Raw genomic sequence first — 23638 nt, 5'->3', positions numbered from 1 at the left:
CGGCTGGCCGCGATGCTGGCCGATCAGGTGGTGACGCGGCTTTACTGGCGCGGTCCCGGCGCAACAGCCGTGAACCTCAGGGCGCGGAAATCTGCGCTATCTCGGCGCGGCCTGATCCGACGCGGCCGGCGCTGCTGATCTATGGTCAGGATGCGATGCGCGTCGCCCTGAAACGGGCCGAGGCGGTAAAATCGCTGGTCGGTGACGGCGCCGAGGAGGAAATGCGCCTGTCGCGCATGCCCGGCGCCGATCTGCGCAAGGATCCCGCCCGCCTGCTGGACGAGGTCAAGGCCGCGGGCTTTTTCCCCGGCCAGCGCGTCGTGCAGGTCGACGACACGCCGGATGCGGCGGCGCCCGCGATTGCCTCGGCTTTGCAGGAATGGTCACCGGGCGATGCGGTGATCGTCGTCGCGGGGGCGCGCCGAACAAATCCATCCGCGCTGCGCAAGCTGTTCGAACCGCACCCGGCCGCCATCGCCGCCCCGGTCTATGACGACCCGCCGGGAGAGGAAGAAATCGAGCGCTGGCTGGTCCAGTCCGACCTGCCGCAGGTGCCGCGCGATGCGATGCGCGATCTGGTCGCGCTGTCGCGGGCGCTGGACCCCGGCGATTTCCGCCAGACCGTCGAAAAGATCGGCCTGTTCAAACACGGCGATCCGACGCCGCTAACGCCCGAGGAAATCGGCCAGCTGATCTCCGCCTCGATCGAGGCAGAGGTGGATGACCTGATCGAGGCCGTGGCGGATGGCAAATCCCGCGAATTCGCCGGTCTGATGCGCCGGATCGAGGCGCAGGGCACGCTGCCCGTGACCATCTGCATCGCGGCGCTGCGCCATTTCCGTGCCCTGCACCGCGCGGCCAGCGATCCCGGCGGCCCGGCCTCGGGGCTTGGGAAAATGCGCCCGCCGGTCTTTGGCCCGCGCCGCGACCGGATGATCCGGCAGGCGCAGGACTGGGGCATGCGGCGGCTGGAAGAGGCGATCCACCACCTGATCGACACCGACCTGACCCTGCGCAGCGCCAGCCGCGCGCCGACCATGGCGGTGATGGAACGCGCGCTGGTGCGGCTGACCATGATGCCCCGCGAGCGCAGATGACGGTTCTGGTGATCGGCGCCGGGCCTGCGGGGCTGATGGCGGCCGAGGTCATTTCAGCGGCAGGCATCCCCGTCACCGTGGCCGAGGCGATGCCGACCCCCGCCCGCAAGTTCCTGATGGCGGGCAAATCCGGGCTGAACCTGACCAAGGACCAGCCCGCCGCCGATTTCGCGGCGCATTTCGCCGGTTCCTGCGCGGGTCTGCTGGGCATCGCCGATTTCGGCCCGCCGCAGGTTCGCGCATGGGCCGGGGGGCTGGGCGTGCCGCTGTTCACCGGCACGACGGGCCGGGTCTTTCCGGTCGGGATGAAGGCCTCGCCGCTGCTGCGGGCATGGCTGGCGCGGCTGGCGGGGCAGGGCGTGCGGATCCGCCCGCGCTGGCGCTGGACCGGCGCGGGGTTCGACACGCCCGACGGGTCGCAGCAGATCGCCGCCGATGCGGTGGTGCTGGCGCTTGGCGGGGCAAGCTGGCCAAGGCTGGGATCGGATGGCGCATGGCAGGGGTGGCTGGCCGGGCAGGGCGTCGGCCTGGCCCCGATGAAGCCCGCGAACATGGGCTTTCGCGCGGCATGGTCCGACCAGATGGCCCGGCATTTCGGCGCGGCGGTCAAAGGCACCGCGATCCGCGCCGGGGATGCGGCCAGCCGTGGCGAATGGGTGATTTCGCAAACCGGGATCGAAGGCGGCGGCATCTATGAAATCGCCGCTGGCATCCGCGACGGCGCCGCGCCCTTCGTCGATCTGGCCCCGGATCTGGAACGCGCGGAACTGGCGCGGCGGCTGGCGCGGGCGCCCGCGAAACTGTCGCTTGGCAACCGGCTGCGGCGGGTCTTGGGCGATCCGGTGCGCGCGGCGCTGCTGATGGAATGGGGCCGGCCGCTGCCCGCCGATCCGGCGGCGCTGGCCGGCCTGGCCAAGGCGCTGCCGATGCGGCTGACGGGACCGATGGGCATCGCCCGCGCGATATCCTCGGCCGGTGGCATCACCGCCGACGCCCTGACCCCCGCGCTGGAACTGCGCGCCATGCCCGGCACCTTCGCCGCGGGCGAGATGCTGGATTGGGAAGCCCCGACGGGCGGCTATCTGCTGACCGGCTGCCTTGCCTCGGGCCGCACCGCCGGGCGGGGCGTTCTGGATTACCTTTCCCGCGCCCGCAGATAGGCGGGGCGGGCGCGCATCCGGTCCAGAAATTCGGTCAGGCGATGTTCGGTGATCGGGAATTTCGCATTCAGCGCCCAGCCCAGACAATCCGCCAGAATGATATCGGCCAGCGTCATCCGGTCGCCCATGACGAATTCGCCATCGGCCATGCGCGTCACCAGAACCTTCTGGCTGCGTTCGAATTCCCAACGCAGCGTGTTCTTGATCGCGGCCAGCCGCATTTCCTCGGGCAGGACAAAGCTGTGACGCGCCGCCAGCCACAAAGCCGCGTCGAATTCATCCAGCAGGAATTGCGTCAGGCTGTCCTGCCGGGCGCGAGGCAGGCTGCCCGCCGGATGGGTCAGCGCGCCGTGGCGGTCGGAAAGATAGGTCAGGATCGCGGTCGAATCGGTGATCGGCGTGCCATCGACGATCAGGATCGGGATCTTGCCCGCCGGATTCAGCGCCACCACACCCGGAGACTGCGGGTTCTCGGCGACATGCTCATAGTCCTGGCCCAGTTCCTCAAGCATCCACAGCACGCGAAAGGCGCGGCTTTGGACCATTCCGATCACCTGATACATGCGATGCGCCTCTGGCCGGGGTTGAGCCTTCAGCTTATCGCCGGTGCCCGCATGCCGCAATCGCCCCGCGCAGGGGGCGAATCGAGCTTGACCGCCACAGGGCCAGGGCGCAGGAATGGCCGGTCATATCCGCCCGGAGCCAGCCTTGTCCGCCGCCACATCCCGCACGTCATCCGCATCGCTGTTCACGCCGATCCTGATCGGCGGGTCGATCATCCTGCTGATCAACTTTTCGCTGCGCGCCAGTTTCGGCATTTTTCAGATCCCGATCGCCAGCGAATTCGACTGGCCGCGCAGCGAATTTTCCATGGCCATCGCCATCCAGAACCTGGCCTGGGGTTTCGGACAGCCGCTGTTCGGGGCGCTGGCGGAACGGTGGGGCGACCGGGTTTCGATCATTCTGGGGGTGATCCTGTATGCGGCGGGCCTGATCTTCAGCGCGATGTCGGTGACGCCGGGGGCGATACAGTTCTGGGAAATTGCCGTCGGTTTCGGCATCGCGGGAACCGGTTTCGGCGTCATTCTGGCGATTGTCGGACGCGCGGCCAGCGATGAAAACCGCAGCCTTGCGCTTGGCATCGCGACCGCCGCAGGCTCGGCGGGGCAGGTCGTCGGCCCGCCGCTGGCCGAATTCCTGCTGGGCCAGATGGGCTGGCAGGGGGTTTTCATGGTCTTTGCGGGCATCGCCTGCACCATGCTGCTGTTCCTGCCGCTGCTTGGCCCGTCGCGCCCTGCCGCCACCCGCGCGGAACTGGAGGAAAGCCTTGGCACCGTCCTGAAACGCGCCTTTCGGGATCCGTCCTATCTGATGATCTTTGCGGGTTTCTTTTCCTGCGGCTATCAACTGGCCTTCGTCACCGCGCATTTCCCGGCGATGGTCACCCAGATGTGCAGCCCCATCGAAGCCGGAGGGCTGCTGGCCAGCATGGGCATTTCCACGACCTCGCAACTGGGGGCATGGGCGATTGCCCTGATCGGGGTGGCGAATATCGCGGGCTCGATCCTGGCCGGGTGGCTGGGCAACCGCTATTCGCGCAAATACCTGCTGGCGGGCATCTATACGCTGCGCACCATCGCGGCGGCGGCCTTTATCCTGTCGCCGATCACGCCGGCCAGCGTGCTGATCTTTTCGGCGGTGATGGGGTCGCTGTGGCTGGCGACGGTGCCGCTGACCTCGGGGCTGGTCGCCTATATCTATGGGCTGCGCTATATGGGGACGCTCTATGGTTTCGTCTTTCTGTCGCATCAGCTGGGATCGTTCCTTGGCGTGTGGCTGGGCGGAAAGATGTTCGACCTTTATGGCGATTACACCATCGTCTGGTGGGTCGGTGTCGGCGTCGGCGCCTTCAGCGCGCTGATCCATCTGCCCGTGCGCGAACGCCCGATGGGGCTGCAACCCGCCTGACGCCGGTTTTTGTTTGACTGGTCAATCAATGACCCGCTAGCCTTCCTGCGGCGGGCGCAGAACGCGCCCCAAAACAGGGAGAAAAAGACCATGACGACACGCCTGCGCCCGGCGCTTGCCGCCGCATTTGCGACGGCACTGGCCCTTGCCGCCCCGGCCCTGGCCGAGGATGCGGAAAACGACTGCAAGGTCCGCGAATATACGATGGGCCTGCGTTTCCAGCAGCAATCGGCAGAGATTCAGGCCCTGCAACTGCAGGCCTTCCAGCTGGCCACGCTGCGTCTGGATGCCGCCGTGCAGGGGGTCGAAGATCCGTCGAAACTGGCCGTCGTCACCGATCTGGACGAAACCATCATCGACAATTCGGCCCTGCTGGCGCGCGATCTGGAAAATTGCCACACCTATGACGGTTGGGACACCTCGACCCATTGGGAACGCGAAGGCAAGCCCACGCTGATCCCCGGCGCCAAGGAGTTTCTGGACCATGCCGACGGTCTGGGGGTGTCGATCTTCTACATCTCGGACCGCACGGATGACTTCAAGAAGGCCAGCCTTGCCACGTTGAACGACCTCGCCCTGCCGCAGGTCAGCGCGGAATCGGTCCTGCTGCTTGGCCCGCCCAAGGTCACACGCCGCGCCATTGTCGAGGAAAACCACCAGATCGTCATGTTGCTGGGCGACACACTGCATGATTTCGACGGCGGTTTCCGCAAGACGCCGCTGGACCGGCAAAAGGCGCTGGTCCACGAAAACGCCGCGAAATTCGGAACGGAATGGATCGTGCTGCCGAACGCCTCCTACGGATCGTGGAGCGGGGCAGACCTGCAAGGCTGGGACGCCGAAATCGTCACGGGCGACTACTGACCAAACGGGCCGCCCGCTGGACATGCGGGCGGCAATCGCCTAGCGCCGTTCTGAAGGAACGACGATCAGGGCGCGCGATGCAGCAGAAAACAGCCGGTCAGGTCGCGGTGCTGATGGCGCTGTTCAACGGCGCGCCGCATCTGCAGGCGCAACTGGACAGTCTGGCCCGCCAAGGCACGGACTGGCGGCTGTGGGTCGGCGATGACGGCTCGACCGATGACGGGCCGCAGATCGTCCGGGACTTTGCCGCCAACCAGCCAAAAGATCGCGTCGAACTGCTCACGGGGCAGGGACTGGGACCGGGGCAGGGGCCGGCGCAGAATTTCCGCCGCTTGCTGCAACGGGTGCCCGATAAGGCGACGGCGGTCGCCTTTTGCGATCAGGATGACGTCTGGCCGGATGACAAGCTGAGCCGCGCCAGCATCAGGCGAATGCGGTGGGCGCGCCCTCGGGCGGGCAGCGGCAGCTTCGCGCGTTCGATCGGATGATGGGCGGCAGTCAGCGGCGCTGGAATCAGATCATGGCGCAGGCGCTGAGCCAGTCCCGCGCGCTGCTGACCCCGGAAAACCAGATGATCCTGCGCGACTTTCAGCAGGTCCGGCAGGGTGGACCGACAGCCCGGCTGGCCGCCCTGCGCCGTTCCGGGCTGTATCGGCAGGGACGCGGCGAACAGGCGGCGCTGTGGCTGGCCGCAGCATTGGGCCGGGTCTGAAAGCCACCTTGACCCCGCCCCCGAACCTGACTCCATGACGCCATATTTCCCCTGCCGACAGGAGCGATGATGCGGGCATTGTTTTCCGCCGGGATCTTCAGCCTGATCCTCGCCTATATGCTCAGCCAGTTCTACCGCGCCTTTCTGGCGGTGCTGTCGCCGGTCCTGCAAAGCGAACTGGGGGCGGCGCCCGATACGCTGGCGCTGTCTTCGGGGCTGTGGTTTTTGGCCTTTACCGTGATGCAGATCCCGATTGGCCGGGCGCTGGACCGGGTCGGGCCGCGCCGCACGGTGGCCTGCCTGCTGGCGATTGGCGGGGCGGGCGGCGCGGCGGTTTTCGCGCTGGCCACTGCTCCCTGGCATCTGCATGTCGCCATGGCCCTGCTGGGGGTCGGCTGTTCGCCCGCGCTGATGGGCAGCTATTACATCTTTGCCCGCAATTACCCGCCCGCGACTCTTGGCGCGCTTGGCGGGGCGACCATCGGCATCGGCTCGCTTGGCAATATCCTGGGCTCGACCCCGCTGGTCTGGATGATCGAGGCGCTTGGCTGGCGCAATGCGCTATGGGCGATGGCGGCGGTGACGCTGCTGGTCGCGCTGGCCGTGCTGATGCTGGTCCGCGACCCCGAACGCATCGCCGATGACAGCCCGCGCGGATCGCTGGCCGAGATCCTGCGCCTGCGCGCGATCTGGTTCATCCTGCCGCTGCTTTTCGTGTCCTATTCCGCGCCCGCCGCCATTCGCGGGCTATGGGCGGGGCCCTATCTGTCGCAGGTCTTCGGCGCCTCGGATCAGGTGATCGGCCATGCCACGCTGGTCATGGGGCTGGCCATGGTCGCCAGCAATTTCGCGGTGGGCTGGTTCGCGCGGCTGGCCAGATCGCCGCGCCGCGCCGCGCTGATCCTGAACGCGGTCGCCGTCGCGGTTCTGCTGGCGCTGTGGCTGTTTCCGGCGCTGTCGCTGTCGCTGTCCATCGCACTGCTGGGGCTGATCGCCATCATCGCCGCCGCCTATCCGCTGCTGATGTCGCATGGCCGGGCCTTTTTGCCACAACATCTGGTGGGGCAGGGCGTTACATTCCTCAATATGTTTTCCATCGGCGGGGTGGGGGCATTGCAATTCGCATCCGGTCCCTGGTTCGCCCAGGCCGCGCAGACAGGCGATCCCGCCCATGCCTGTTCGCGCCTGTTCCTGTTTTTCGCAATTCCGCTTACGGTGGGGGTGATGCTGTATCTTTTGACGCCCGAGGCGCCTGATGCCTGACACGCTCCACCATCGCGACATTGATGTCGTCGCCCCGAACCTGAAAAAGCGCCTGTCCGGGGTCACCTCGACCGTGGTGCGGCTGATCCCGGTGCAGCGCGAGATGATCGGCATCACCGCCACCGGGCCGGGCCTGCCGCCCGATCTGCCGCATATTCCGCTGTCGCGCGCCGCGACCCTGCCGCGCGACCGCTGGCGGGTCTGGCATGCGCGGCGCAATACAGTCGGCACTCGGGGCTGATCCTGCGGCGCCTGCTGCGGCGGCGCTATCGGCTGCTGTTCACATCCGCAGCGCAGCGCGACCATTCGGGGTTCACGAAATGGCTGATCCGCCAGCAGGACGGGCTGATCGCGACCTCGCCGCAGGCAGCCAGCTATCTGGAACGCCCGGCGCAGGTGATCCTGCACGGCGTCGATACGCAGGTCTTTCACCCCAGCCCCGACCGCGCCGCGCTGCGCCGCGAGTTGGACATTCCCGCCGATGCGGTGGTGCTGGGCTGCTTTGGCCGGGTCCGCGCGCGAGGGCGTGGACCTGCTGGTCGAATCCGCGCTGCGCCTGTTTCCCGACCGCCCCGCGCCCATCTGATCCTGACCGGACGGATCACGCCGGACAACCGCAGCTTTGCCGATGACCTGAAAGCCCGCATCCGCGACGCGGGGCTGGAAGGGCGCATCCGCTTTCTGGGCGAAATCCCCTGGGACCAGGTCGTGCGCCACTATCAGGCGCTGGACCTGTTCTGCGCCCCCGCCCGGTGGGAAGGTTTCGGCCTGACCCCGCTGGAGGCGATGGCCTGCGGCGTGCCGACCGTCGCATCCCGCGTCGGCGCCTCTGAGGCGCTGATCCGCGACGGGAAACCGGATCGCTGGTCACGACCGGCGATGCCGATGCGCTGACAAGCGCGCTGGCGCGCTGGCTGGACGATGACGCCGGGCGCGAACAGGCGGGGCGCGCGGCGCGCGCGCATGTCGTCGAAAACCATTCCATCATCCACGAGGCGCGCAGCATCGTTCAGGTCTATCGCGGGCTGCTGGCATGACGCCGCTGCGCCTTTACCTTGCGCGGACCCTGCGGCAGGACAGCCTGCTGCAAGGGCTTTCCGTCCCGCAGATCGAGCTGCTGGACGCGATGCGGGGCAAAAGCGTGGCGCTGGTCGGCAATGCCTGGGCGCTGGCCGAACAACGCCACGGCGCGGAAATCGACGCGGCCGATCTGGTCATCCGCATCAACCGCGCGCCCATGCCCCGCGCGGACAGCCACGGCACGCGCACCGACTGGCTGGCGCTGGCGACGCGGCTTGGCTGCGCCGACCGCGCCCGCATCGCCCCCCGGCGCATGTTGTGGATGTCGCCCAAACGCAAGCGGCTGGACTGGAAAACCGCGACCAGCCCCGGCTTTTACCTGCATCCGCTGGCCGATTACCGCCGCCTGCGCGACGCGCTGGACGCGCCGCCCACCACCGGGGCGATGATGATCGAACTGATCGCCCATGCGCAGATCGCCTCGCTGTCGCTGTATGGGTTCGACTTTTTCGCGTCGCTGTCGCTGTCGGGGCGGCGGACGGCCGAACAGGTGCCCCATGATTTCAACGCCGAGGCCGAATGGGCCCATGCGCTGATCGACCGCGACCCGCGCATCCGGCTGCTGTAGCGCCCCGCCCGACCCGGCCGTCAAAGACCGCTTCCCCTTTGCCCGCACCTGCGCTAAAGGGCAGCGTCCTTTACTTGAGGAGACCCCAGATGGGCTACAAGGTCGTTGTCGCCGGCGCCACGGGGAATGTGGGCCGCGAAATGCTGAATATCCTGGCGGAACGCCAGTTTCCTGCTGATGAGGTTGTCGCTCTGGCTTCGCGCCGGAGCATTGGCACCGAGGTCAGCTATGGCGACAAGACCCTGAAGACCAAGGACATCGAGGGTTTCGATTTCACCGGCTATGACATGGCGCTGTTCGCCATCGGCTCGGATGCGACCAGGCAATATGCGCCGATCGCCGCCAGCCGGGGCTGTGTCGTCATCGACAACTCGTCGCTGTATCGCTACGACCCGGAAATCCCGCTGATCGTGCCCGAGGTGAACCCCGAGGCCATCGAGGATTATCGCAACAGGATGATCATCGCGAACCCCAACTGCTCGACCGCGCAGATGGTCGTCGCGCTGAAACCCCTGCACGACCGCGCCCGCATCAAGCGCGTCGTCGTCTCGACCTATCAGTCGGTGTCCGGCGCGGGCAAGGAAGGCATCGACGAGCTGTGGGACCAGACCAAGGGCATGTATGTGCCGGGCCAAGAGGTTGCGCCCAAGAAATTCCAGAAACAGATCGCCTTCAACGTGATCCCGCAGATCGACGTCTTCCTGGACAGCGGCGACACCAAGGAAGAATGGAAAATGGTCGCGGAAACGAAAAAGATCATGGATCCGTCGATCAAGGTCACCGCGACCTGCGTGCGCGTCCCGGTCTTTGTCGGCCATTCCGAAGCGATCAACATCGAAACCGAGGATTTTCTGGATGAGGACGAGGCCCGCGACATCCTGCGCGAAGCCCCCGGCATTCTGGTGATCGACAAGCGCGAACCGGGCGGCTACGCGACCCCGGTCGAATGCGTCGGCGATTTCGCGACCTTCGTCAGCCGCATCCGGCAGGACGTGACCGTCGAAAACGGCCTGAACCTGTGGTGCGTGCCGGACAACCTGCGCAAGGGCGCGGCCCTGAACGCGGTCCAGATCGCCGAACTGCTGGGCAACCGCGTGTTGAAAAAAGGCTGATCCTTTTTCCGCCAGATGACGATTTTGTGGGGGCGTCCTGACCGGGCGCCGCCTTGCTTTCCGGGACTTCTGCGAAAACTTCGGACCGACATATAAGGGGATAGACCATGCGCCACCTGATGCTTTCGACCGCATTCGCAGTTTGCGCCGCGCCGGTCTGGGCCGAACGGATCGAAACCCCGGCCCCGGTCAGCGCGGTGACGCTGTATCCCTGGGGCGCCAGCATCACCCGCACGGTCGAGGTGGCGGCCCCGGCAGACGCCCATGAGATCGTCATTCCGGGTCTGGGCGATTCCGTCGATCCGGCCTCGCTGCGGATTGCGGGCAGCGGTGCGGTGATCGGCGCGATTTCCGTCCAGCAGCAGCGCGCAACCCCCGCCGAAACCGTGAAATCCCCCGAATTCCTGGCCGCCGAGGCAGAGGTTCGCAGGCTGGAAACCGAGCTTGGCGAACGCAAGGCCACGATCGCGGCGATCCGCGCGCGTGGTCAGGCGGCCGAGGATTCCATCGCCTTTCTGCTGACGCTGGCCGAATCCGACGGGTTCGAAATGGGCGATCTGGTCTCGACCATGGCGACGGTCAGCGACCAGATGCTGCAAGGCCCGCCAGGATCGCCATCGCCGCCGAAACCGCGAGCGGCCAGCGCCGAGCAGGGGGTCGAGGATGACGAAAAGGCGCTGGAACTGGCCCGGCAGATGCGGGATTCGCTGCGCGCATCCGATCCCGGCGCGCAGGCGCTGGTGATTGCCGTGGAAACCGGCGAACAGCCCGCGGTTCTGGACATCACCAGCTTTGCCGATGGCGCTGGCTGGCAGCCCGTCTATGATCTGCGTCTGGACCGTCAGGCCGGATCGCTGACGCTGGATCGCGGTTTCCTGATTTCGCAACTCACCAATGAGGATTGGCAGGATGTGCGGCTGACCCTGTCGACCGCGCGTCCTTCGGAACAATCGGCGCCGACAGACCTGCATCCCTGGTTCCCGCGCGTCGAAGAACCGCACGCAGAGCCGCAGGCCACACTGCGCGGGGCGGTTGTCGGCGCCGCGATGATGGATGGCATGTTCGCAGGCGGGGCGGTTGCTGAAGCGGCCCAGCCCCGGATGATGGGCGCGACCGTGGTCTATGACTATCCCGCGCCGGTCAGCATCCGCTCTGGTGTCGATGCGCTGCGGCTGAAACTGGATTCGCGCGATCTGCAACCCGAAATCCGGGCCGAGGCCGTGCCCTCGCGCGACAGTTCCGCCTATCTGGTCGCCGAAACCGTGAATTCCCTGGATGAGGTGATCCTGCCCGGTCTGGCGACGCTTTATGCCGATGGCGTGCTGGTCGGGCGCAGCGACCTGTCCCTGACCCCTGCGGGCGAAAAGCTGGAACTGGGCTTTGGCCCGATCGACGGGCTGGTCGCGGAATACGAAATCCCCGAAAAGGCCGAAGGGGATCGCGGCATCATCTCTCGTTCCAGCACCAGCAGCCAGAAATCCGTGCTGCGCATCCGCAACCTGACGACCGAGGAATGGCCGCTGCGGGTGATCGGACAGGTGCCGGTATCGACGCAGGATGATCTGACCATCAACTGGTCCGCCTCTCCGCGCCCGACCGCCGAAAACCCCGAAGGTCAGCGCGGTCTGCTGCATTGGGATTCCAACCTTGCCGCGGGCACCGATCAAGAGATCGAGTTGGACATCGACATGCGCTGGCCCGATGGCAAGGTGCTGATCGGCGAAACCAACTGAGCCGTCATCCGGGAAACAGCGTCCCCGTTCGCAAGGCCCTCATTGGCATGGCCTCCGTCCACCGCCGCCAGCCCGGATTGCGCTATGCGATGCCCGCCGGACGACAAGGGACCGGACGCCCCGAAAGCCCGTCACGATAAAACCCGTCAGGATGCGGCCACCCGGGAACGGTTGCCACGATCCTCGTCAGCCGGGGCAACGTCGCCGGGCGCGGCCTCTGCCGGGGTGACGTTCAGTGCCGTCTCGAAGCGCACCATCACCCGCCCGCCCGACAGAAAACGCAGCGACCATGACAGCAGCCGTCCTGACGGCCCCGCCATCGCCCCCTGAACCAAAGCCTGCGCACCGGAACCGGAGTGGTTCATCGCATCGCGAAGCGCGGTCAGACCGGGGCTTTCGCCTGCCGCCCTGCTCCAGCGCCGCAGATGGTCCCCGATGGAACCCTGATCCATTTCGCCCCACATCTCGTCATAGGCGCGGTTGGTCATGGCGATGCGCCCGTTCCCGGCAAAGACCGCCAGGGCATCGTCCAGCCCGTTCAGAACCTCGCGCCCCAGGGAAAGATCGGCGCGGAACTTGCGCGTCAGAGAGACTTCCGAGGTGATATCCTCGAACAGAAAGGCCACCGCGCCATCCGGATGCGGGCGGCCGGTGACACGATAGGTCTGACCGCCGGGCAGGGACCATTGTTCGACGTGATGCCCCGACGCCGCCGCGGATTCCAGCGTGCTCATGTGGTTGCGCCAGCTACGGTAATCCTTGGGCTCCGGCACCATGCGGCCTTCGCGCAGACGGTCAAGAAAGGCGTAAAGCGTCGGCCGCGCCGTCAGGAAACCCGCCGAAAGGCCGGTCAGGTCGATCAGCGCGGGGTTGAAAAGCTGCAGGTTGCGGTCGCGGTCAAAGATCGCCATGCCGATGGGCAGATCGGCAAAGGTCTTGGTCAGGGTCTGAACGAACTCGCGCAGGGATCTTTCGGCCCGAACGGCGGCATCGGCGGGCAGGGCGATGGCAACGGTCTGGTCGCCCTTTTCCCCGGCATGGCATTCATACCACCGCGTCTCTCCGGCGTCGTCGATCTGGGCGCGGCGCGGGGCCAGCGGCTGCACCCCGCGTTTCGGCAAGTCGATCAGGCGCGGCAAGGGCCACATGACCTGCCCCTGCGCCTGTTTTTCCACCAGATTCAGATAGGCCGAATTGGCCCATGTGATCGCGCCTTCCCGATCTTCGCGCCATGCCAGCATGGGCGAGCCATCGACGGTGCTGCGCAGCATCTCGATTTCCTCTTCCATCGCGGCAAGGGTCAGCAGATCGACCATCACCCCCGAATGTTCAGAGGCCGGATCGGTCAGCGCCACCCGCACCAGCCCATCGCCCAGATCCTCGAACAGCGCGCGCAGGCGGGCGCTGCCGGATTGCGAAACCAGTTCGGCCCGCCCCGTTTCCTGCAATTCGCGGATCAGGCCGGCGCCGCTTTCGGGCATGCGCATGGCGATCCACGCCAGCAGACGCTGCCATTCGCCATCGCCGGGCAGCACATCCAGCAGCGCGCGGGCCAGGGTCGTCGCATCAACCAGCACCCCGTCGCGAAACAGAAAGGCCAGCGGTTCGATCTGCTGATCGGTCAGCGCACCCGTTTCCTGCCGACGCCCGCCCTGCCCATCCGGCGACAGGCGGCCGATCAGCAAAATCGCGGCGGCCACGGCCAGCACCGCCACCACGAAGGCCAGAAGAAGGTTGATCGCCATATCAGATTCCGCGCTTGGACCCGCCAAGCCTTAGCCATCAGCGGTTAAAATATGGTTAATGCTCCATGGGTCCCGGGTCTATCGCGGGGTTTTCGCCCAAGGCACGCCGCGAATCCGCCTCGATCACCGCGCGGGGCCAGACCAGCGTCGCCGTGGCACCCGGTTCGGCATTGGCAAAGCTGACGGTCGCCCCCGACCCTTCCAGCAGCGCCTTGGCGATGAACAGGCCCAGCCCCATGCCTTCGTAGCCACGGCCATCCTCGGCCCTGGGGCGGGTGGTCACGAAGGGGCTGCCAAGCCGGGGCAGCAACGCGGGGGGATAGCCCGGCCCATCGTCGCGGATCGTCAGCCGCAGGCTGTCGGGCAGCCATATGGCCTGCACCTCGACCCGTTCACGCGCGAAATCGACGGCATTCTGGATCAGATTGCGCAGGCCGTGCAGGATCGCGGCGTCGCGGTGGACGTGATCGGCCTGCCCCTCGACCGCGATATGGATGCGCGCGCCGCGCGACTTGTGCGGTGCCGCAGCCTCATTCAGCAGGTTTTCCAGATCGGTGGTGCGGATCATCAGATCATCCTTGCCCGCGCGACCCATGGATTTCAGGATCCCGGCGCAGCGATCCGCGGACTGGCGCAGAATCGCCGGGTCCTCGGCCAGATCGGGGCGGTCGGGCAAAAGCTCGGCCAGTTCGTCGGCAAGCTCGGCCACGACCAGCTTGATCGTCGCCAGCGGGGTGCCCATCTCATGCGCGGCGGCGGCGACGACGCCGCCCAGATGCTGCAGCTTCTGTTCCCGCTCCAACGCCATGCGCGCGGCGAACAGCGCGTCCGAGGTCGCCACCAGATCCGAAGCGACGCGGTGGACATAGGCCGACAGAAAGGCCACGCCGATCACGATAGCCGCCCAATGGCCGAATTGATAGGGCTGGTCCAGCGCCATCCGCGCGCCATTGTTGAACGACAACGGGATCGAAAACAGGCTGGCGATCGTCACCATGATCAGCGTCGCCGCGCCAAGCGCCATCATGTAGCGCGTCGGCAAAGATGTCGCGGCAATCGTCACCGGCGCCAGCACCAGCAGCGCAAAGGGGTTGGTCATCCCCCCGGTCAGCGCCAGCAGGGTCGAGATCTGCCAGAGGTCAAAGCCCAGCTGGAACACCGCCCCGGTATCCGAAACCCGCCCGACGGGGCGCAGCGTCAGCCGCAGGTTCAGCACGACCGCAAGTCCGATCACCCCCAGCACCGCAGCCAGTGGCATCCGCACATCCATCATCCACGCCGCCGCAACCGTCGTCAGCTGACCAAAGATCGCGAACCACCGCAGCAGGATCAGCGTGCGCAGGCGGATGGGTTCGGGCGCGGGCTGTCCCGGCAGCATCGGAATCCTGCGGTTCACGAATCCGAAAGGCATGAGCTGCTCCGATCAGGTATGAATGCCCCGTGTTGATATCTGCGCGGGTGGCCGGGATCAACTTTCCCGGTCAGGACGATTGCAAACAGCTTTTCCAAAAGATTGATTTGTTCATTGTTAACATCATTCACATTGAATTGCGCGAATTTTCGCCGATAAAGATCGACCACCATTATTCATCTTATATGTATGTATTGGCGCCTCAAAATCCCGGCCATCGGATTGGTCTGTTTTCGTAATCGGAGTTACGAAACAGGACGATCAAAGACCAAAGCCCCGACCCATCACGGGCAGAAGCCGTATCGCCGTCCCCCGGAATGGCGCGAAATGCCGTAGCGTCAAATCTCGGATTATCATCGGGCCTGCCGTGGCCAAAGCGGCGCGGTCCGCCATCTGATCGCAGCGGTCGCGCATCATTTGACGCTGCCCGCGAAGGCGCCTAAAGTCCGTCAAACCATAATTCGCAGGTTGTTTTTCGTGACCCAGACCGACATCGGACCTGATCCCAGCCTTCTTCTCGTCGATGATGACGAAATCTTCCTGAACAGGCTTTCCCGCGCGATGGAAAAGCGAGGTTTCGTTGTGACGCGGGCGGAATCGGTGGCGGCGGCCAAGCTGGCCGTTGCCAGCAAACCCCCGGCCTTTGCCGTCGTCGACCTGCGGCTTGAAGATGGCAATGGCCTGGATGTTGTCGATGCCCTGCGCGAAGCGCGGGCAGATCTGCGGATTGTCGTCCTGACCGGCTATGGCGCGATTGCCACGGCGGTTGCTGCCGTAAAAATGGGCGCTTCGGATTATCTGTCAAAGCCGGCTGACGCCGATGACGTGACCCGCGCGCTTTTGGCCAAGGGCGATACGCTGCCCCCGCCGCCCGAGGCGCCGATGTCGGCCGACCGTGTCCGTTGGGAACATATTCAACGGGTTTTCGAACAATGCGACCGCAATGTCAGCGAAACCGCCCGCCGCCTGCATATGCATCGCCGGACATTGCAGCGGATTTTAGCCAAGCGCAGTCCGAAATAATCAATTCAGCTTGAAATTTCCGGATCCATAGAAATAACTTAATTCACAAATTCAAGTTTCCATAAGGAACCCCAATGAACATTGACCTTGACGCGATGCAGCTGAGCGAATTGCGCGACCTGCGCAATAAAGTCGAGCGCGCGATCAACTCTTACGAAGAGCGCCGCAGGAAAGAGGCTCTGGCTGCCGTTGAATTGGCCGCGCGCGAGCATGGTTTCAACCTTGCCGAACTGACCGGTGTCAAGGTGACCCGCAGCCGCGTCGCCGCCAAATATGCCAATCCCGCCGATGCCACACAAACCTGGAGCGGTCGTGGCCGCAAGCCGCGTTGGGCGCAGGAACACCTGGACAATGGCGGTTCGCTGGACGATCTGGCGATCTGACATCAGCATTGACCCCGCCACCGGCGGGGTTTTTCATTTGCCCGATCTGCGATCCGCGTCGATCAGCGACAGGATCCGGGCAAAGCGGTCCAGATAGGCCTGCCGGGTTTCCCGCGGCGGGCGCAGGCGGATCGACAGATCCCGCAGGGCGTCGGGGCCGGGGGATGAAAACAACCGGTCGGCCTCGGTCCGGGAAAACCCGGCGATCTGAACGGCTTCCAGCCAGGCCGACAGCCTGTCCGCCGATTTGATCGCGCGCTTGATCGGCGCGGGGATGCGCGCGGGCAGGCCAAAACGCTGGTGGATGGCCGCCGCGATACGTTCATCCATCTGGCCATATTCCACGCCAAGCGCCGCCTTGACCGGAGAAATCATGTCGCCGATCACATATTCCGGCGCGTCATGCAGCAGCGCGGCCAGACGCCAGCGCGGGTCGCAATCGGGCTGACGGCGGGAAAAGATTTCCTCGACCAGAATCGAATGTTCGGCGACGCTATAGGCCCAATCGCCCATCGTCTGCCCGTTCCAGCGCGCGACAAAGGCAAGGCCGTGGGCGATATCCTCGATCTCGATATCGACGGGGGTGGGGTCCAGCAGATCCAGCCGACGCCCCGACAACATCCTTTGCCATGCACGTTTGGATTTTACGGCCATGCTGTCTGTCCTGAAATTGGGGCCGTCCTGAAATAGGGGGCCCAAAAAAGAAAAGGGCCGCGCATTGCCCCGCGCAGCCCGATTGCCGATGATTGGCCTGAAATCAGGACAGCGGCACATCCGCAGGCTTTTCGGCCTGCTGGCGGCGTGCCAGTTCCTGACGATACAGCGCCACGAAATCGACCGGATCCATGTTGAACGGCGGAAAACCACCGTCGCGCGTCACGTCCGAGATGATGCGGCGCACAAAGGGGAACAGCATGCGCGGGCATTCGATCAGCAGGAAGGGGTGCATCTGGTCTTCGGGGATGCCCTCGACATGGAACACCCCGCCGTAATCCAGTTCGCACAGGAACAGGGGCGATTTGTCCGCCGCGTTGTTCGAGCTGACGCGGAATTTCATGATCACCTCGAATTGATGATCGGGGGTGCGCTTGCGCGCGTCCAGACTGACCTGCACGTTGATTTCGGGCTGAACCTCGCCACCCGGCAGGCCCTTTTGCGCCACCGCGTTTTCAAAGGACAGGTCGCGGATATATTGCGCCAGAATCTGCATGCGGACGGCGGGCTGCTGCCCCGCTTCCGGGTTCGCCATGCCGTTGGCGGTGTCGTCGCTCATCGGTGTATCCTCCTTGGATTTGCAAGGGTTCTAGCACCGCATGGCGCGGCCCTCAATGCCGCGTCCAGCCCGATTTGCCGCGATTTTCAGGGCCTTTCGCATCGCCATTGCCGTCATCCGCGCGGGGCAGGCCGGTCTGGGCCGGATAGGGGTCGTCCTGCACGACATATTCGCCGTCGATCACCCCCGGATCCCGCGACCCGCCCTGACCCGCCGGATAGCCATAGGTAAAGCGCACGCCCGCCTGATTCATGCCCGCCTTTGCGCGTGAGGCGATTTGCCTCAGCACCAGATTGCGCACGGCCGGAATCAGCAAAAACCCGGCCAGCACATCGGTGAAGAAACCGGGGACGATCAGCAGGAAACCGGCCAGAACCAGCAGCGTGCGATGGGCCACGCTGGCCGAGGGATCGCGCAGATCGTTCAGCGATTGCTGCAGATCCAGCGCCGCCCGTGCGCCCTGCCAGCGGATCAGCGCCACCCCTGCCATGGCTGCCAGCAGCACCCAGGCAAGCGTCGCCCAGACCCCGATTTCGCCGCCGATCGTCACGAACAGCGCGATCTCGATGACCGGCAACAGCACGAATATCCACAGAAACACCATCTGCCCCTCTCCCTGGGTCAACTTCCTTGGGCCGAAACTGGACTTGAGCCCGTCTAAACCCTACATAAGTAGACGATCCGCTGAAACCAACTGCCCTCAGGACCCTTCATGACGATGGACGCCCTTCTGCAACTCATCGCGCTGGCCGCGATCGCTGTCTTTCTGATCGTGCGTCTGCGCAATGTGCTGGGCTCTCGCGACGGATACGAACCGCCGCGCGCCCCGCAGGAAGGCAACCTGCGCCCGGTGCCCGATGCCACCGACCGGCGCGGCGATCAGGCCGAAAACGACATCGCCGACCATGTCGAACCGGGCAGCCCGGCGGCGGCGGCGCTTGGCCAGATGAAACGCACCGAGCCCTCGTTCGAGGTCGGGCCGTTCCTGTCGGGCGCGAAACAGGCCTATGAGATGATCCTGATGGCTTTCGAACATGGCGACATCAGCCAGGTCCGCGATTTTCTGGCACCCGAGGTCGCGAATGCCTTTGACGGTGTGATCGCCGACCGCAACGCCCGCCAGCTACGGACCGAGGCAAGCTATCTGGGCACCCGCGAAACCACGCTGGCCGGCGCGCAATTCGATCAGGCGACCGGTCTTGCGGAAATTTCGGTGCGCTTCGTGTCGGAACTGATGCTGGCCGTCTATGACGCGCAGGGCGAACTGGTCGAGGGCGATCCCAAGGCCGCGCGCAAGCAGCGCGATACATGGACCTTTGCACGCCAGATGGGTCAGGACGACCCGAACTGGCGTCTTGTCGCCACGGCGTGAACGATGGCGCGGCGGCGGGGCCTGTCCCCCGAGGACAGGGCGCTTTGGACGCGGGTGACCGATACGGTCGCGCCCATGCACCCCGCGCGGCGCAAGGCCACGGACCCGCTGGCCGATACGCCGACCGCGCTGCCGCCCGACAAGTTGCCGCCTGACAAGGCGCTGCCCTGGAAAAAATCCGCTCTGGCCCGACAACCCGACCAGATCCCCGCCGCAGACCCCGGTTTCGGCGGATTTTCCTTTGGCGCGGCGGGCAAGCCGACGACCCGCGTCGATCTGGCCCCCAGCCCTTCGGAACGGTTGCGCGCCGGTGCCCTGCGCATGGATCACAAAAAGCACCGCCAGATGACGCAGGGCAAGCTGGCGCCCGACAGCCGCATCGACCTGCACGGCATGACCCTGTCCGAGGCGCAGCCCGCGCTGATGAATTTCGTGATCGGCGCCCATGCGCGGGGCCATCGGCTGGTGCTGGTGATCACCGGCAAGGGCCGGGCAGGCGGGCCGGATGCGCCGCTGCCGGTCAGGCCCGGCGCGCTGCGCCATAACGTGCCGCATTGGCTGCATATGCCGCCCTTGGGCCGCATCATCCTGCAGGTCACGCCCGCGCACCGCCGCCACGGGGGCGACGGCGCCTATTACGTCTATCTGCGCAAGCCGGGAACGGCCTAGCCGTAATTCGCCTTGGGCCCGGCCAGCCACCAGACGATCAGGCCCACCACCGGCAGGATGGCGACCAGCAGGACCCAGATCACCTTGACCTTGGTCGATTCATTCGTGTTGATGATCGAGGCGATCGCCCAGACATCCAGCGCAAAGATGATAACCCCGAAAATCCAGCCCATGACGGTCCTCTTGCTTGGAATTGCAAGGGTCAACCGCTGCCATGGGCCGGGGGTTCCCGCGCGCTACAGAACGTAGCGCGACAGGTCGGTCGAACGGGTCAGATCGCCCAGATATCTGTCCACGAAAGCGGCATCGACCTGCACCTTGTCGCCGGAACGGTCGGGCGCGGTAAAGGACAGTTCTTCGAAAACCCGCTCGATCACGGTATACAGCCGCCGCGCGCCGATGTTTTCGACCGAGCCGTTGACCTCGGCCGCGATGCGGGCCAGCGCGGCGATGCCGTCATCGGTGAATGTGACCTCGACCCCTTCGGTGGCCATCAGCTCGGTATATTGGCGCGTCAGGGCATTGTCGGTTTCGGTCAGGATGCGGATGAAATCTTCTTCGGTCAGGGCGCGCAATTCGACGCGGATCGGCAGACGGCCCTGCAATTCCGGCAGCAGATCCGAAGGTTTCGCGATATGGAATGCACCGCTGGCGATGAACAGGATATGGTCGGTTTTCACCGGGCCGTATTTGGTCGAAACCGTCGTGCCTTCGATCAGGGGCAGCAGATCGCGCTGCACGCCTTCGCGCGAGACATCGCCGCCCCGCGCATCGGAACGCGCCGCGACCTTGTCGATTTCGTCGATAAAGACGATGCCCGCCTGCTGCACGGCCTCCAGCGCGGCGGCCTTGACGGCCTCGTCGTCCAGCAGCTTGTCGGCCTCCTCCGCCATCAGCAGATCATAGCTTTCGGCGACAGTGACCTTGCGGCGGACACGGCGCCCGCCGAAGGCCTTCATCAGCCCCGACAGATCCATCATGCCGCCGATCGCGCCGGGCTGACCGGGGATTTCCATCGCGCCAAAGGGGCTGGAATTGTCCGTGACCTCCAGTTCGATGACGGTATCGTCCAACTCGCCGCGCTTCAGCTTGTCGCGGAACATCTGGCGGGTCTGTTCGCGGGCGTTTTCACCGGCCAGAGCCTCGACCACGCGATCCTCGGCGGCCTTGACGGCACGGGCCTTGACCTCGTCGCGCATGCGTTCGCGGGTTTCGATGATCGCGGCATCGGTCAGGTCGCGGATGATCTGTTCGACATCGCGCCCGACATAGCCGACCTCGGTGAATTTCGTCGCCTCGACCTTGAGGAAAGGCGCGCGGGCCAGTTTCGCCAGACGGCGGCTGATTTCGGTCTTGCCGACGCCGGTCGGGCCGATCATCAGGATGTTTTTCGGATAGACCTCATCCCTCAGATCATCGCCCAACTGCTTGCGGCGCCAGCGGTTGCGCAGCGCCACGGCAACGGCGCGTTTCGCGTCCTTCTGGCCGATGATGAAACGATCCAGTTCGGAAACGATCTCGCGCGGGGTCAGGTCGGTCATGGGGTGCCTTTCGCATAGGGGGGCAGGCGGTCCTTGCCGGGAAAGCCGGGCAAGGCACGCATCAGGACGGAACGCAGCGGGATCCACCACGCGCCAAGCGCGGTGACGGCGCCGCCGATCAGGATCAGGACAACGGGCCATTCCAGCCCCTGCCCGCTTTGGTAAGAAAGCGACCAGATCAGCCAGGCCAGATAGCCAAGGCCCGCGGTCAGAAAGCTGCGCCGGTCGATGATCAGCGCGAAAACGGTCATCACGGCCAGCGTCAGAGCAACGGCCAGCAGTTGCGCGCCGCCATGCAGGCTCATCGCGGTCAGGCCAAGCGTGTTGACGATGGCGGGTGCGGCCAGCAGATGCAGCCAGAAGGCCGAGGCAGAGGCGCGGCCAAGCCGATGCGGGTCGCGCATGTCGAACCACAGGCCCGCCGCCGCGGCCAGCACGCCAAAGACCAGCGTGCCGATCGCCAGCCCCGAGCCACCGCGCAGATCGAACAGGTCGCGCCAGCCCTGTCTGCCGTCCAGAACCGAAGGATCCAGCGTTCCGCTGATCGACAGCACCACCGCCAGACCAGCCACACCGATCAGGAACATGGTAAAGGGCAGGCGATAGATGCGATACCAGCCCAGCAGAGCAACCAGCGAGATCGCACTGGTGACCAGCGCGCCAAGCGATGCGGCCTGCTGTTCGCTCAGGATGCCGCTGGCCACGGCGGCGCGCAAATCGTCGGGGGACATGCTGGCGTCAGCCAAGGACGGTTTCCACGGTCAGGTTGCCATTGGTATAGACGCAGATATCGGCCGCGATCTGCATCGCCTTGCGCGCGACGGTTTCGGCGTCATGGTCGGTTTCCATCAGCCCGCGCGCGGCGGCCAGCGCGTAATTCCCGCCCGAGCCGATGGCGGCAATGTCATGTTCGGGTTCCAGCACGTCGCCCGCGCCGGTGACGACATAAAGCTCGCGCCCGTCGGTGACGATCAGCATGGCTTCCAGATTGCGCAGATATTTGTCCATGCGCCAGTCCTTGGCCAGATCGACGCAGGCGCGGCCCAGTTGGCCGGGCATGGCCTCCAGCTTTTTTCCAGCCGTTCCAGCAGGGTAAAGGCGTCCGCCGTCGATCCGGCAAAGCCCACGACGACATCCTTGCCGCCCGGCGACAGCCGCCGGACCTTGCGGGCGGTGCCCTTCATCACGGTCTGGCCGACGCTGACCTGTCCGTCACCCGCCACGACCACGCGCCCGCCCTTGCGCACCGCAAGAATGGTGGTGCCATGCCAGCCGGGGAACCTGTCTTCTGCCATCGTCATCTCCGCTTGTCTCGGGCCTGAGATATGGCCCGGCCGGGGCTTTCGCAAGCACCGCCGCGCGGTTAGCCTGCGGCCATGTCGAAAACCACCACGCTGCGCATCTATCTGGAACCGCCCATGCTGGCCACGGCGCGGGCCGGGACGTTCAATTTCCTGAACGTCCTGCGCGATGCGGTGGAAACGGCGGGCTGGCAGGTCGAATGGCGGGAAACCGGCAGCGAGGCCCGCCGCCGCGCGCCCGATCTGCCCGGCTATGCGCTGTTTCATGCCGAGGCCCCGACCCATGACCGCGCGCTGACATTCCGCCGCGCCTATCACTACCCCTTCTGGCAGATCGAGCCGGTCCAGCAACGCTGGCGCTTTCACGTCGCGGCAAGCATCTTTGACCCCGACAGCATTGATCCGCAACCTGCGGCGGCTTTCGTGGACAAGCTGCGCAACCGCGTCCTGCCCGGCCCGGACCCGACGCGCGAGGGTTTCGCGCTGGTCGCGCTGCAGGGCCATCTGCGCAAGCAGCGGTCATTCCAGACCATGCGCCCCCTCGACATGGTCAAAGAGGTCGCCCGCACCGGCCGCCCCGCCGTCGCCACCCTGCACCCGTCCGAGACCTATGACGACAAGGACATGGCCGCGCTGGACCGTCTGGCCGCGCGTTTTCCCAATCTGGTGATCGGCGGCCAGACGCAGACCCTGCTGCGCGCCTGCGATTTTGTCGTGACCCAAAACAGCGCGGTTGCCTTTGACGGGCTGATCCTGGGCAAGCCCGCCGTGCTGTTCGGCCAGTCGGATTTTCACCATATCGCGCTGAACGTCGCCGATCTGGGGGCTGAACAGGCGCTGCGCATTGCCGCCGACAGCCGGCCCGATCATATCCGCTATATCTACTGGTTTCTGCGGATCATGGCGGTGAATGCCACGGCAGGGGATGCGCGCGGCCAGATCCGCGCCGCCATGAAAAGGGGCGGCTGGCCCATCGACCAACCGCCCCCGGGATAGTCGGGACCGGATCAGATCTCGCTGTCGATCCAGGCTTTCAGCGCGGCTTTCGGCGCGGCGCCGATCTTGTTCGAGACAACCTCGCCATCCTTGAACAGGAACAGCGCCGGGATGCCGCGCACGCCCAAAGCCGCCGGGCTTTCGGGGTTTTCGTCGACATTCACCTTTACGATCTTGACCTTGTCGCCATATTCGCTGGCCAGTTCCTCCAGCGAGGGGCCGATCTGGCGGCAGGGACCGCACCATTCGGCCCAGAAATCGACCACGACCGGGGTCGCGGACTGGCGGACTTCGGCGTCAAAACTGGCGTCGGTTACGGCTTTCGTCCCCATGGAATTCTCCTGATTGGTTCCGGCATGGACCGGAG

28 protein-coding genes and 1 pseudogene are annotated in these 23638 nt (G+C 65.5%); 18 read left to right on the top strand and 11 right to left on the bottom strand.

Features of this window, described 5'->3' with window-relative positions; all coding sequences use genetic code 11:
- The first annotated feature begins 89 nt into the window (after positions 1-89).
- Complete coding sequence (holA, locus tag PE067_RS03000) at positions 90-1097, top strand: DNA polymerase III subunit delta (RefSeq protein ID WP_346429650.1); 1008 nt, start codon at positions 90-92, stop codon at positions 1095-1097.
- Positions 1094-2257, top strand: a complete 1164-nt coding sequence (locus PE067_RS02995) for a TIGR03862 family flavoprotein (protein WP_276187770.1) — start codon at positions 1094-1096, stop codon at positions 2255-2257. The genes holA and PE067_RS02995 overlap by 4 nt, the downstream gene beginning before the upstream one ends.
- Here the strand turns inward: PE067_RS02995 and PE067_RS02990 are convergent.
- Positions 2233-2820 carry a glutathione S-transferase family protein gene (locus PE067_RS02990; RefSeq protein ID WP_276187768.1) on the bottom strand — a complete coding sequence of 196 codons (588 nt, stop codon included), beginning with the start codon at positions 2818-2820 and terminating at the stop codon, positions 2233-2235. The genes PE067_RS02995 and PE067_RS02990 overlap by 25 nt on opposite strands.
- A gap of 115 nt (positions 2821-2935) precedes the next feature.
- Here PE067_RS02990 and PE067_RS02985 point away from each other — a divergent pair, with 115 nt between their 5' ends.
- From PE067_RS02985 to PE067_RS02940, 11 genes are all read left to right on the top strand, one after another.
- Complete coding sequence (locus tag PE067_RS02985; protein WP_276187767.1) at positions 2936-4225, top strand: MFS transporter; 1290 nt, start codon at positions 2936-2938, stop codon at positions 4223-4225.
- Between the two features lie 90 nt (positions 4226-4315).
- On the top strand, positions 4316-5089 hold the full coding sequence (locus PE067_RS02980; RefSeq protein WP_276187765.1) for an HAD family acid phosphatase: 774 nt from the start codon (positions 4316-4318) through the stop codon (positions 5087-5089).
- Positions 5090-5166: 77 nt separating this feature from the next.
- Positions 5167-5577 carry a glycosyltransferase gene (locus tag PE067_RS02975; RefSeq protein ID WP_276187764.1) on the top strand — a complete coding sequence of 137 codons (411 nt, stop codon included), beginning with the start codon at positions 5167-5169 and terminating at the stop codon, positions 5575-5577.
- 32 nt (positions 5578-5609) lie between these two features.
- A complete protein-coding gene (locus PE067_RS02970; protein ID WP_276187763.1) occupies positions 5610-5801 on the top strand; it encodes a hypothetical protein in 192 nt (63 codons plus the stop codon).
- Positions 5802-5870: 69 nt separating this feature from the next.
- Positions 5871-7064: an MFS transporter gene (locus tag PE067_RS02965; RefSeq protein WP_276187762.1), complete on the top strand. Its 1194-nt coding sequence runs from the start codon at positions 5871-5873 to the stop codon at positions 7062-7064.
- On the top strand, positions 7057-7305 hold the full coding sequence (locus tag PE067_RS02960) for a hypothetical protein (protein ID WP_276187761.1): 249 nt from the start codon (positions 7057-7059) through the stop codon (positions 7303-7305). Before PE067_RS02965 ends, PE067_RS02960 begins: the two co-directional genes overlap by 8 nt.
- A 155-nt stretch (positions 7306-7460) precedes the next feature.
- Positions 7461-7958, top strand: a complete 498-nt coding sequence (locus PE067_RS02955; protein ID WP_276187760.1) for a glycosyltransferase family 4 protein — start codon at positions 7461-7463, stop codon at positions 7956-7958.
- A complete protein-coding gene (locus tag PE067_RS21750; RefSeq protein ID WP_346429649.1) occupies positions 7928-8101 on the top strand; it encodes a glycosyltransferase in 174 nt (57 codons plus the stop codon). Before PE067_RS02955 ends, PE067_RS21750 begins: the two co-directional genes overlap by 31 nt.
- A complete protein-coding gene (locus tag PE067_RS02950) occupies positions 8098-8712 on the top strand; it encodes a glycosyltransferase family 29 protein (protein WP_276187759.1) in 615 nt (204 codons plus the stop codon). Before PE067_RS21750 ends, PE067_RS02950 begins: the two co-directional genes overlap by 4 nt.
- 89 nt (positions 8713-8801) lie before the next feature.
- Positions 8802-9824, top strand: coding sequence for an aspartate-semialdehyde dehydrogenase (locus tag PE067_RS02945; RefSeq protein ID WP_276187758.1), 1023 nt, complete (start codon positions 8802-8804; stop codon positions 9822-9824).
- A 107-nt stretch (positions 9825-9931) separates the two neighbouring features.
- Positions 9932-11557, top strand: a complete 1626-nt coding sequence (locus PE067_RS02940) for a DUF4139 domain-containing protein (protein ID WP_276187757.1) — start codon at positions 9932-9934, stop codon at positions 11555-11557.
- A 146-nt stretch (positions 11558-11703) separates the two neighbouring features.
- Here the strand turns inward: PE067_RS02940 and PE067_RS02935 are convergent, their stop codons facing one another.
- Together PE067_RS02935 and PE067_RS02930 are read right to left on the bottom strand one after the other, a co-directional pair.
- On the bottom strand, positions 11704-13302 hold the full coding sequence (locus PE067_RS02935) for a PAS-domain containing protein (RefSeq protein ID WP_276187756.1): 1599 nt from the start codon (positions 13300-13302) through the stop codon (positions 11704-11706).
- 55 nt (positions 13303-13357) lie between these two features.
- Positions 13358-14680 (bottom strand): ActS/PrrB/RegB family redox-sensitive histidine kinase, encoded by a 1323-nt coding sequence (locus PE067_RS02930; protein ID WP_276187755.1) that lies wholly within the window; start codon positions 14678-14680, stop codon positions 13358-13360.
- Between the two features lie 501 nt (positions 14681-15181).
- Here PE067_RS02930 and PE067_RS02925 point away from each other — a divergent pair.
- Together PE067_RS02925 and PE067_RS02920 are read left to right on the top strand one after the other, a co-directional pair.
- Positions 15182-15736, top strand: coding sequence for an ActR/PrrA/RegA family redox response regulator transcription factor (locus tag PE067_RS02925; RefSeq protein ID WP_276187754.1), 555 nt, complete (start codon positions 15182-15184; stop codon positions 15734-15736).
- Between the two features lie 74 nt (positions 15737-15810).
- On the top strand, positions 15811-16119 hold the full coding sequence (locus PE067_RS02920; protein ID WP_276187753.1) for an H-NS histone family protein: 309 nt from the start codon (positions 15811-15813) through the stop codon (positions 16117-16119).
- 33 nt (positions 16120-16152) lie between these two features.
- On the opposite strand, the gene PE067_RS02915 is transcribed toward PE067_RS02920, so the two are convergent.
- The 3 genes from PE067_RS02915 to PE067_RS02905 all read right to left on the bottom strand — a co-directional run bounded on the left by PE067_RS02915 (position 16153) and on the right by PE067_RS02905 (position 17996).
- The gene (locus PE067_RS02915) at positions 16153-16773 is read right to left on the bottom strand and encodes an HD family hydrolase (protein WP_276187752.1); all 621 of its coding nucleotides are present in this window, start codon (positions 16771-16773) and stop codon (positions 16153-16155) included.
- 103 nt (positions 16774-16876) lie between these two features.
- The gene (gene secB, locus PE067_RS02910; protein ID WP_276187751.1) at positions 16877-17392 is read right to left on the bottom strand and encodes a protein-export chaperone SecB; all 516 of its coding nucleotides are present in this window, start codon (positions 17390-17392) and stop codon (positions 16877-16879) included.
- Between the two features lie 52 nt (positions 17393-17444).
- Positions 17445-17996, bottom strand: a complete 552-nt coding sequence (locus tag PE067_RS02905; protein ID WP_276187750.1) for an FxsA family protein — start codon at positions 17994-17996, stop codon at positions 17445-17447.
- Positions 17997-18104: 108 nt separating this feature from the next.
- Between PE067_RS02905 and PE067_RS02900 the strand changes: the two genes are divergently transcribed.
- Together PE067_RS02900 and PE067_RS02895 are read left to right on the top strand one after the other, a co-directional pair.
- Positions 18105-18764 (top strand): Tim44/TimA family putative adaptor protein, encoded by a 660-nt coding sequence (locus tag PE067_RS02900; RefSeq protein WP_276187749.1) that lies wholly within the window; start codon positions 18105-18107, stop codon positions 18762-18764.
- 3 nt (positions 18765-18767) lie between these two features.
- Positions 18768-19433 carry a Smr/MutS family protein gene (locus PE067_RS02895; RefSeq protein ID WP_276187748.1) on the top strand — a complete coding sequence of 222 codons (666 nt, stop codon included), beginning with the start codon at positions 18768-18770 and terminating at the stop codon, positions 19431-19433.
- Here the strand turns inward: PE067_RS02895 and PE067_RS02890 are convergent.
- The 4 genes and pseudogenes from PE067_RS02890 to hslV all read right to left on the bottom strand — a co-directional run bounded on the left by PE067_RS02890 (position 19430) and on the right by hslV (position 22269).
- A complete protein-coding gene (locus PE067_RS02890; RefSeq protein WP_276187747.1) occupies positions 19430-19606 on the bottom strand; it encodes a PLDc N-terminal domain-containing protein in 177 nt (58 codons plus the stop codon). The genes PE067_RS02895 and PE067_RS02890 overlap by 4 nt on opposite strands.
- Before the next feature lie 63 nt (positions 19607-19669).
- Complete coding sequence (gene hslU, locus PE067_RS02885) at positions 19670-20974, bottom strand: ATP-dependent protease ATPase subunit HslU (protein WP_276187746.1); 1305 nt, start codon at positions 20972-20974, stop codon at positions 19670-19672.
- Positions 20971-21705, bottom strand: coding sequence for a hypothetical protein (locus PE067_RS02880; RefSeq protein ID WP_276187745.1), 735 nt, complete (start codon positions 21703-21705; stop codon positions 20971-20973). The genes hslU and PE067_RS02880 overlap by 4 nt, the downstream gene beginning before the upstream one ends.
- A gap of 7 nt (positions 21706-21712) precedes the next feature.
- Positions 21713-22269: pseudogene (gene hslV, locus PE067_RS02875) on the bottom strand (ATP-dependent protease subunit HslV).
- 81 nt (positions 22270-22350) lie between these two features.
- Between hslV and PE067_RS02870 the strand changes: the two are divergent.
- On the top strand, positions 22351-23271 hold the full coding sequence (locus PE067_RS02870) for a hypothetical protein (protein ID WP_276187744.1): 921 nt from the start codon (positions 22351-22353) through the stop codon (positions 23269-23271).
- 11 nt (positions 23272-23282) lie between these two features.
- Here the strand turns inward: PE067_RS02870 and trxA are convergent, their stop codons facing one another.
- Positions 23283-23603 (bottom strand): thioredoxin, encoded by a 321-nt coding sequence (trxA, locus tag PE067_RS02865; RefSeq protein ID WP_276187743.1) that lies wholly within the window; start codon positions 23601-23603, stop codon positions 23283-23285.
- Positions 23604-23638: the final 35 nt, after the last annotated feature.

The sequence above is a fragment of the Paracoccus sp. DMF-8 genome (assembly GCF_029309835.1).
Lineage (GTDB): Bacteria > Pseudomonadota > Alphaproteobacteria > Rhodobacterales > Rhodobacteraceae > Paracoccus.
This window is presented reverse-complemented; position numbering and strand designations above follow the sequence as displayed.

Excerpts from the sequence above, each read along its gene's own strand:
- PE067_RS02995 (WP_276187770.1), top strand. The coding sequence starts at position 1,094 with ATGACGGTTCTGGTGATCGGCGCCGGGCCTGCGGGGCTGATGGCGGCC.
- PE067_RS02990 (WP_276187768.1), bottom strand. The coding sequence starts at position 2,820 with ATGTATCAGGTGATCGGAATGGTCCAAAGCCGCGCCTTTCGCGTGCTG.
- PE067_RS02985 (WP_276187767.1), top strand. The coding sequence starts at position 2,936 with ATGGCCGGTCATATCCGCCCGGAGCCAGCCTTGTCCGCCGCCACATCC.
- PE067_RS02980 (WP_276187765.1), top strand. The coding sequence starts at position 4,316 with ATGACGACACGCCTGCGCCCGGCGCTTGCCGCCGCATTTGCGACGGCA.
- PE067_RS02975 (WP_276187764.1), top strand. The coding sequence starts at position 5,167 with ATGCAGCAGAAAACAGCCGGTCAGGTCGCGGTGCTGATGGCGCTGTTC.
- PE067_RS02970 (WP_276187763.1), top strand. The coding sequence starts at position 5,610 with ATGGCGCAGGCGCTGAGCCAGTCCCGCGCGCTGCTGACCCCGGAAAAC.
- PE067_RS02965 (WP_276187762.1), top strand. The coding sequence starts at position 5,871 with ATGCGGGCATTGTTTTCCGCCGGGATCTTCAGCCTGATCCTCGCCTAT.
- PE067_RS02960 (WP_276187761.1), top strand. The coding sequence starts at position 7,057 with ATGCCTGACACGCTCCACCATCGCGACATTGATGTCGTCGCCCCGAAC.
- PE067_RS02950 (WP_276187759.1), top strand. The coding sequence starts at position 8,098 with ATGACGCCGCTGCGCCTTTACCTTGCGCGGACCCTGCGGCAGGACAGC.
- PE067_RS02945 (WP_276187758.1), top strand. The coding sequence starts at position 8,802 with ATGGGCTACAAGGTCGTTGTCGCCGGCGCCACGGGGAATGTGGGCCGC.
- PE067_RS02940 (WP_276187757.1), top strand. The coding sequence starts at position 9,932 with ATGCGCCACCTGATGCTTTCGACCGCATTCGCAGTTTGCGCCGCGCCG.
- PE067_RS02935 (WP_276187756.1), bottom strand. The coding sequence starts at position 13,302 with ATGGCGATCAACCTTCTTCTGGCCTTCGTGGTGGCGGTGCTGGCCGTG.
- PE067_RS02930 (WP_276187755.1), bottom strand. The coding sequence starts at position 14,680 with ATGCTGCCGGGACAGCCCGCGCCCGAACCCATCCGCCTGCGCACGCTG.
- PE067_RS02920 (WP_276187753.1), top strand. The coding sequence starts at position 15,811 with ATGAACATTGACCTTGACGCGATGCAGCTGAGCGAATTGCGCGACCTG.
- PE067_RS02915 (WP_276187752.1), bottom strand. The coding sequence starts at position 16,773 with ATGGCCGTAAAATCCAAACGTGCATGGCAAAGGATGTTGTCGGGGCGT.
- secB (WP_276187751.1), bottom strand. The coding sequence starts at position 17,392 with ATGAGCGACGACACCGCCAACGGCATGGCGAACCCGGAAGCGGGGCAG.
- PE067_RS02905 (WP_276187750.1), bottom strand. The coding sequence starts at position 17,996 with ATGGTGTTTCTGTGGATATTCGTGCTGTTGCCGGTCATCGAGATCGCG.
- PE067_RS02900 (WP_276187749.1), top strand. The coding sequence starts at position 18,105 with ATGACGATGGACGCCCTTCTGCAACTCATCGCGCTGGCCGCGATCGCT.
- PE067_RS02895 (WP_276187748.1), top strand. The coding sequence starts at position 18,768 with ATGGCGCGGCGGCGGGGCCTGTCCCCCGAGGACAGGGCGCTTTGGACG.
- PE067_RS02890 (WP_276187747.1), bottom strand. The coding sequence starts at position 19,606 with ATGGGCTGGATTTTCGGGGTTATCATCTTTGCGCTGGATGTCTGGGCG.
- hslU (WP_276187746.1), bottom strand. The coding sequence starts at position 20,974 with ATGACCGACCTGACCCCGCGCGAGATCGTTTCCGAACTGGATCGTTTC.
- PE067_RS02880 (WP_276187745.1), bottom strand. The coding sequence starts at position 21,705 with ATGTCCCCCGACGATTTGCGCGCCGCCGTGGCCAGCGGCATCCTGAGC.
- PE067_RS02870 (WP_276187744.1), top strand. The coding sequence starts at position 22,351 with ATGTCGAAAACCACCACGCTGCGCATCTATCTGGAACCGCCCATGCTG.
- trxA (WP_276187743.1), bottom strand. The coding sequence starts at position 23,603 with ATGGGGACGAAAGCCGTAACCGACGCCAGTTTTGACGCCGAAGTCCGC.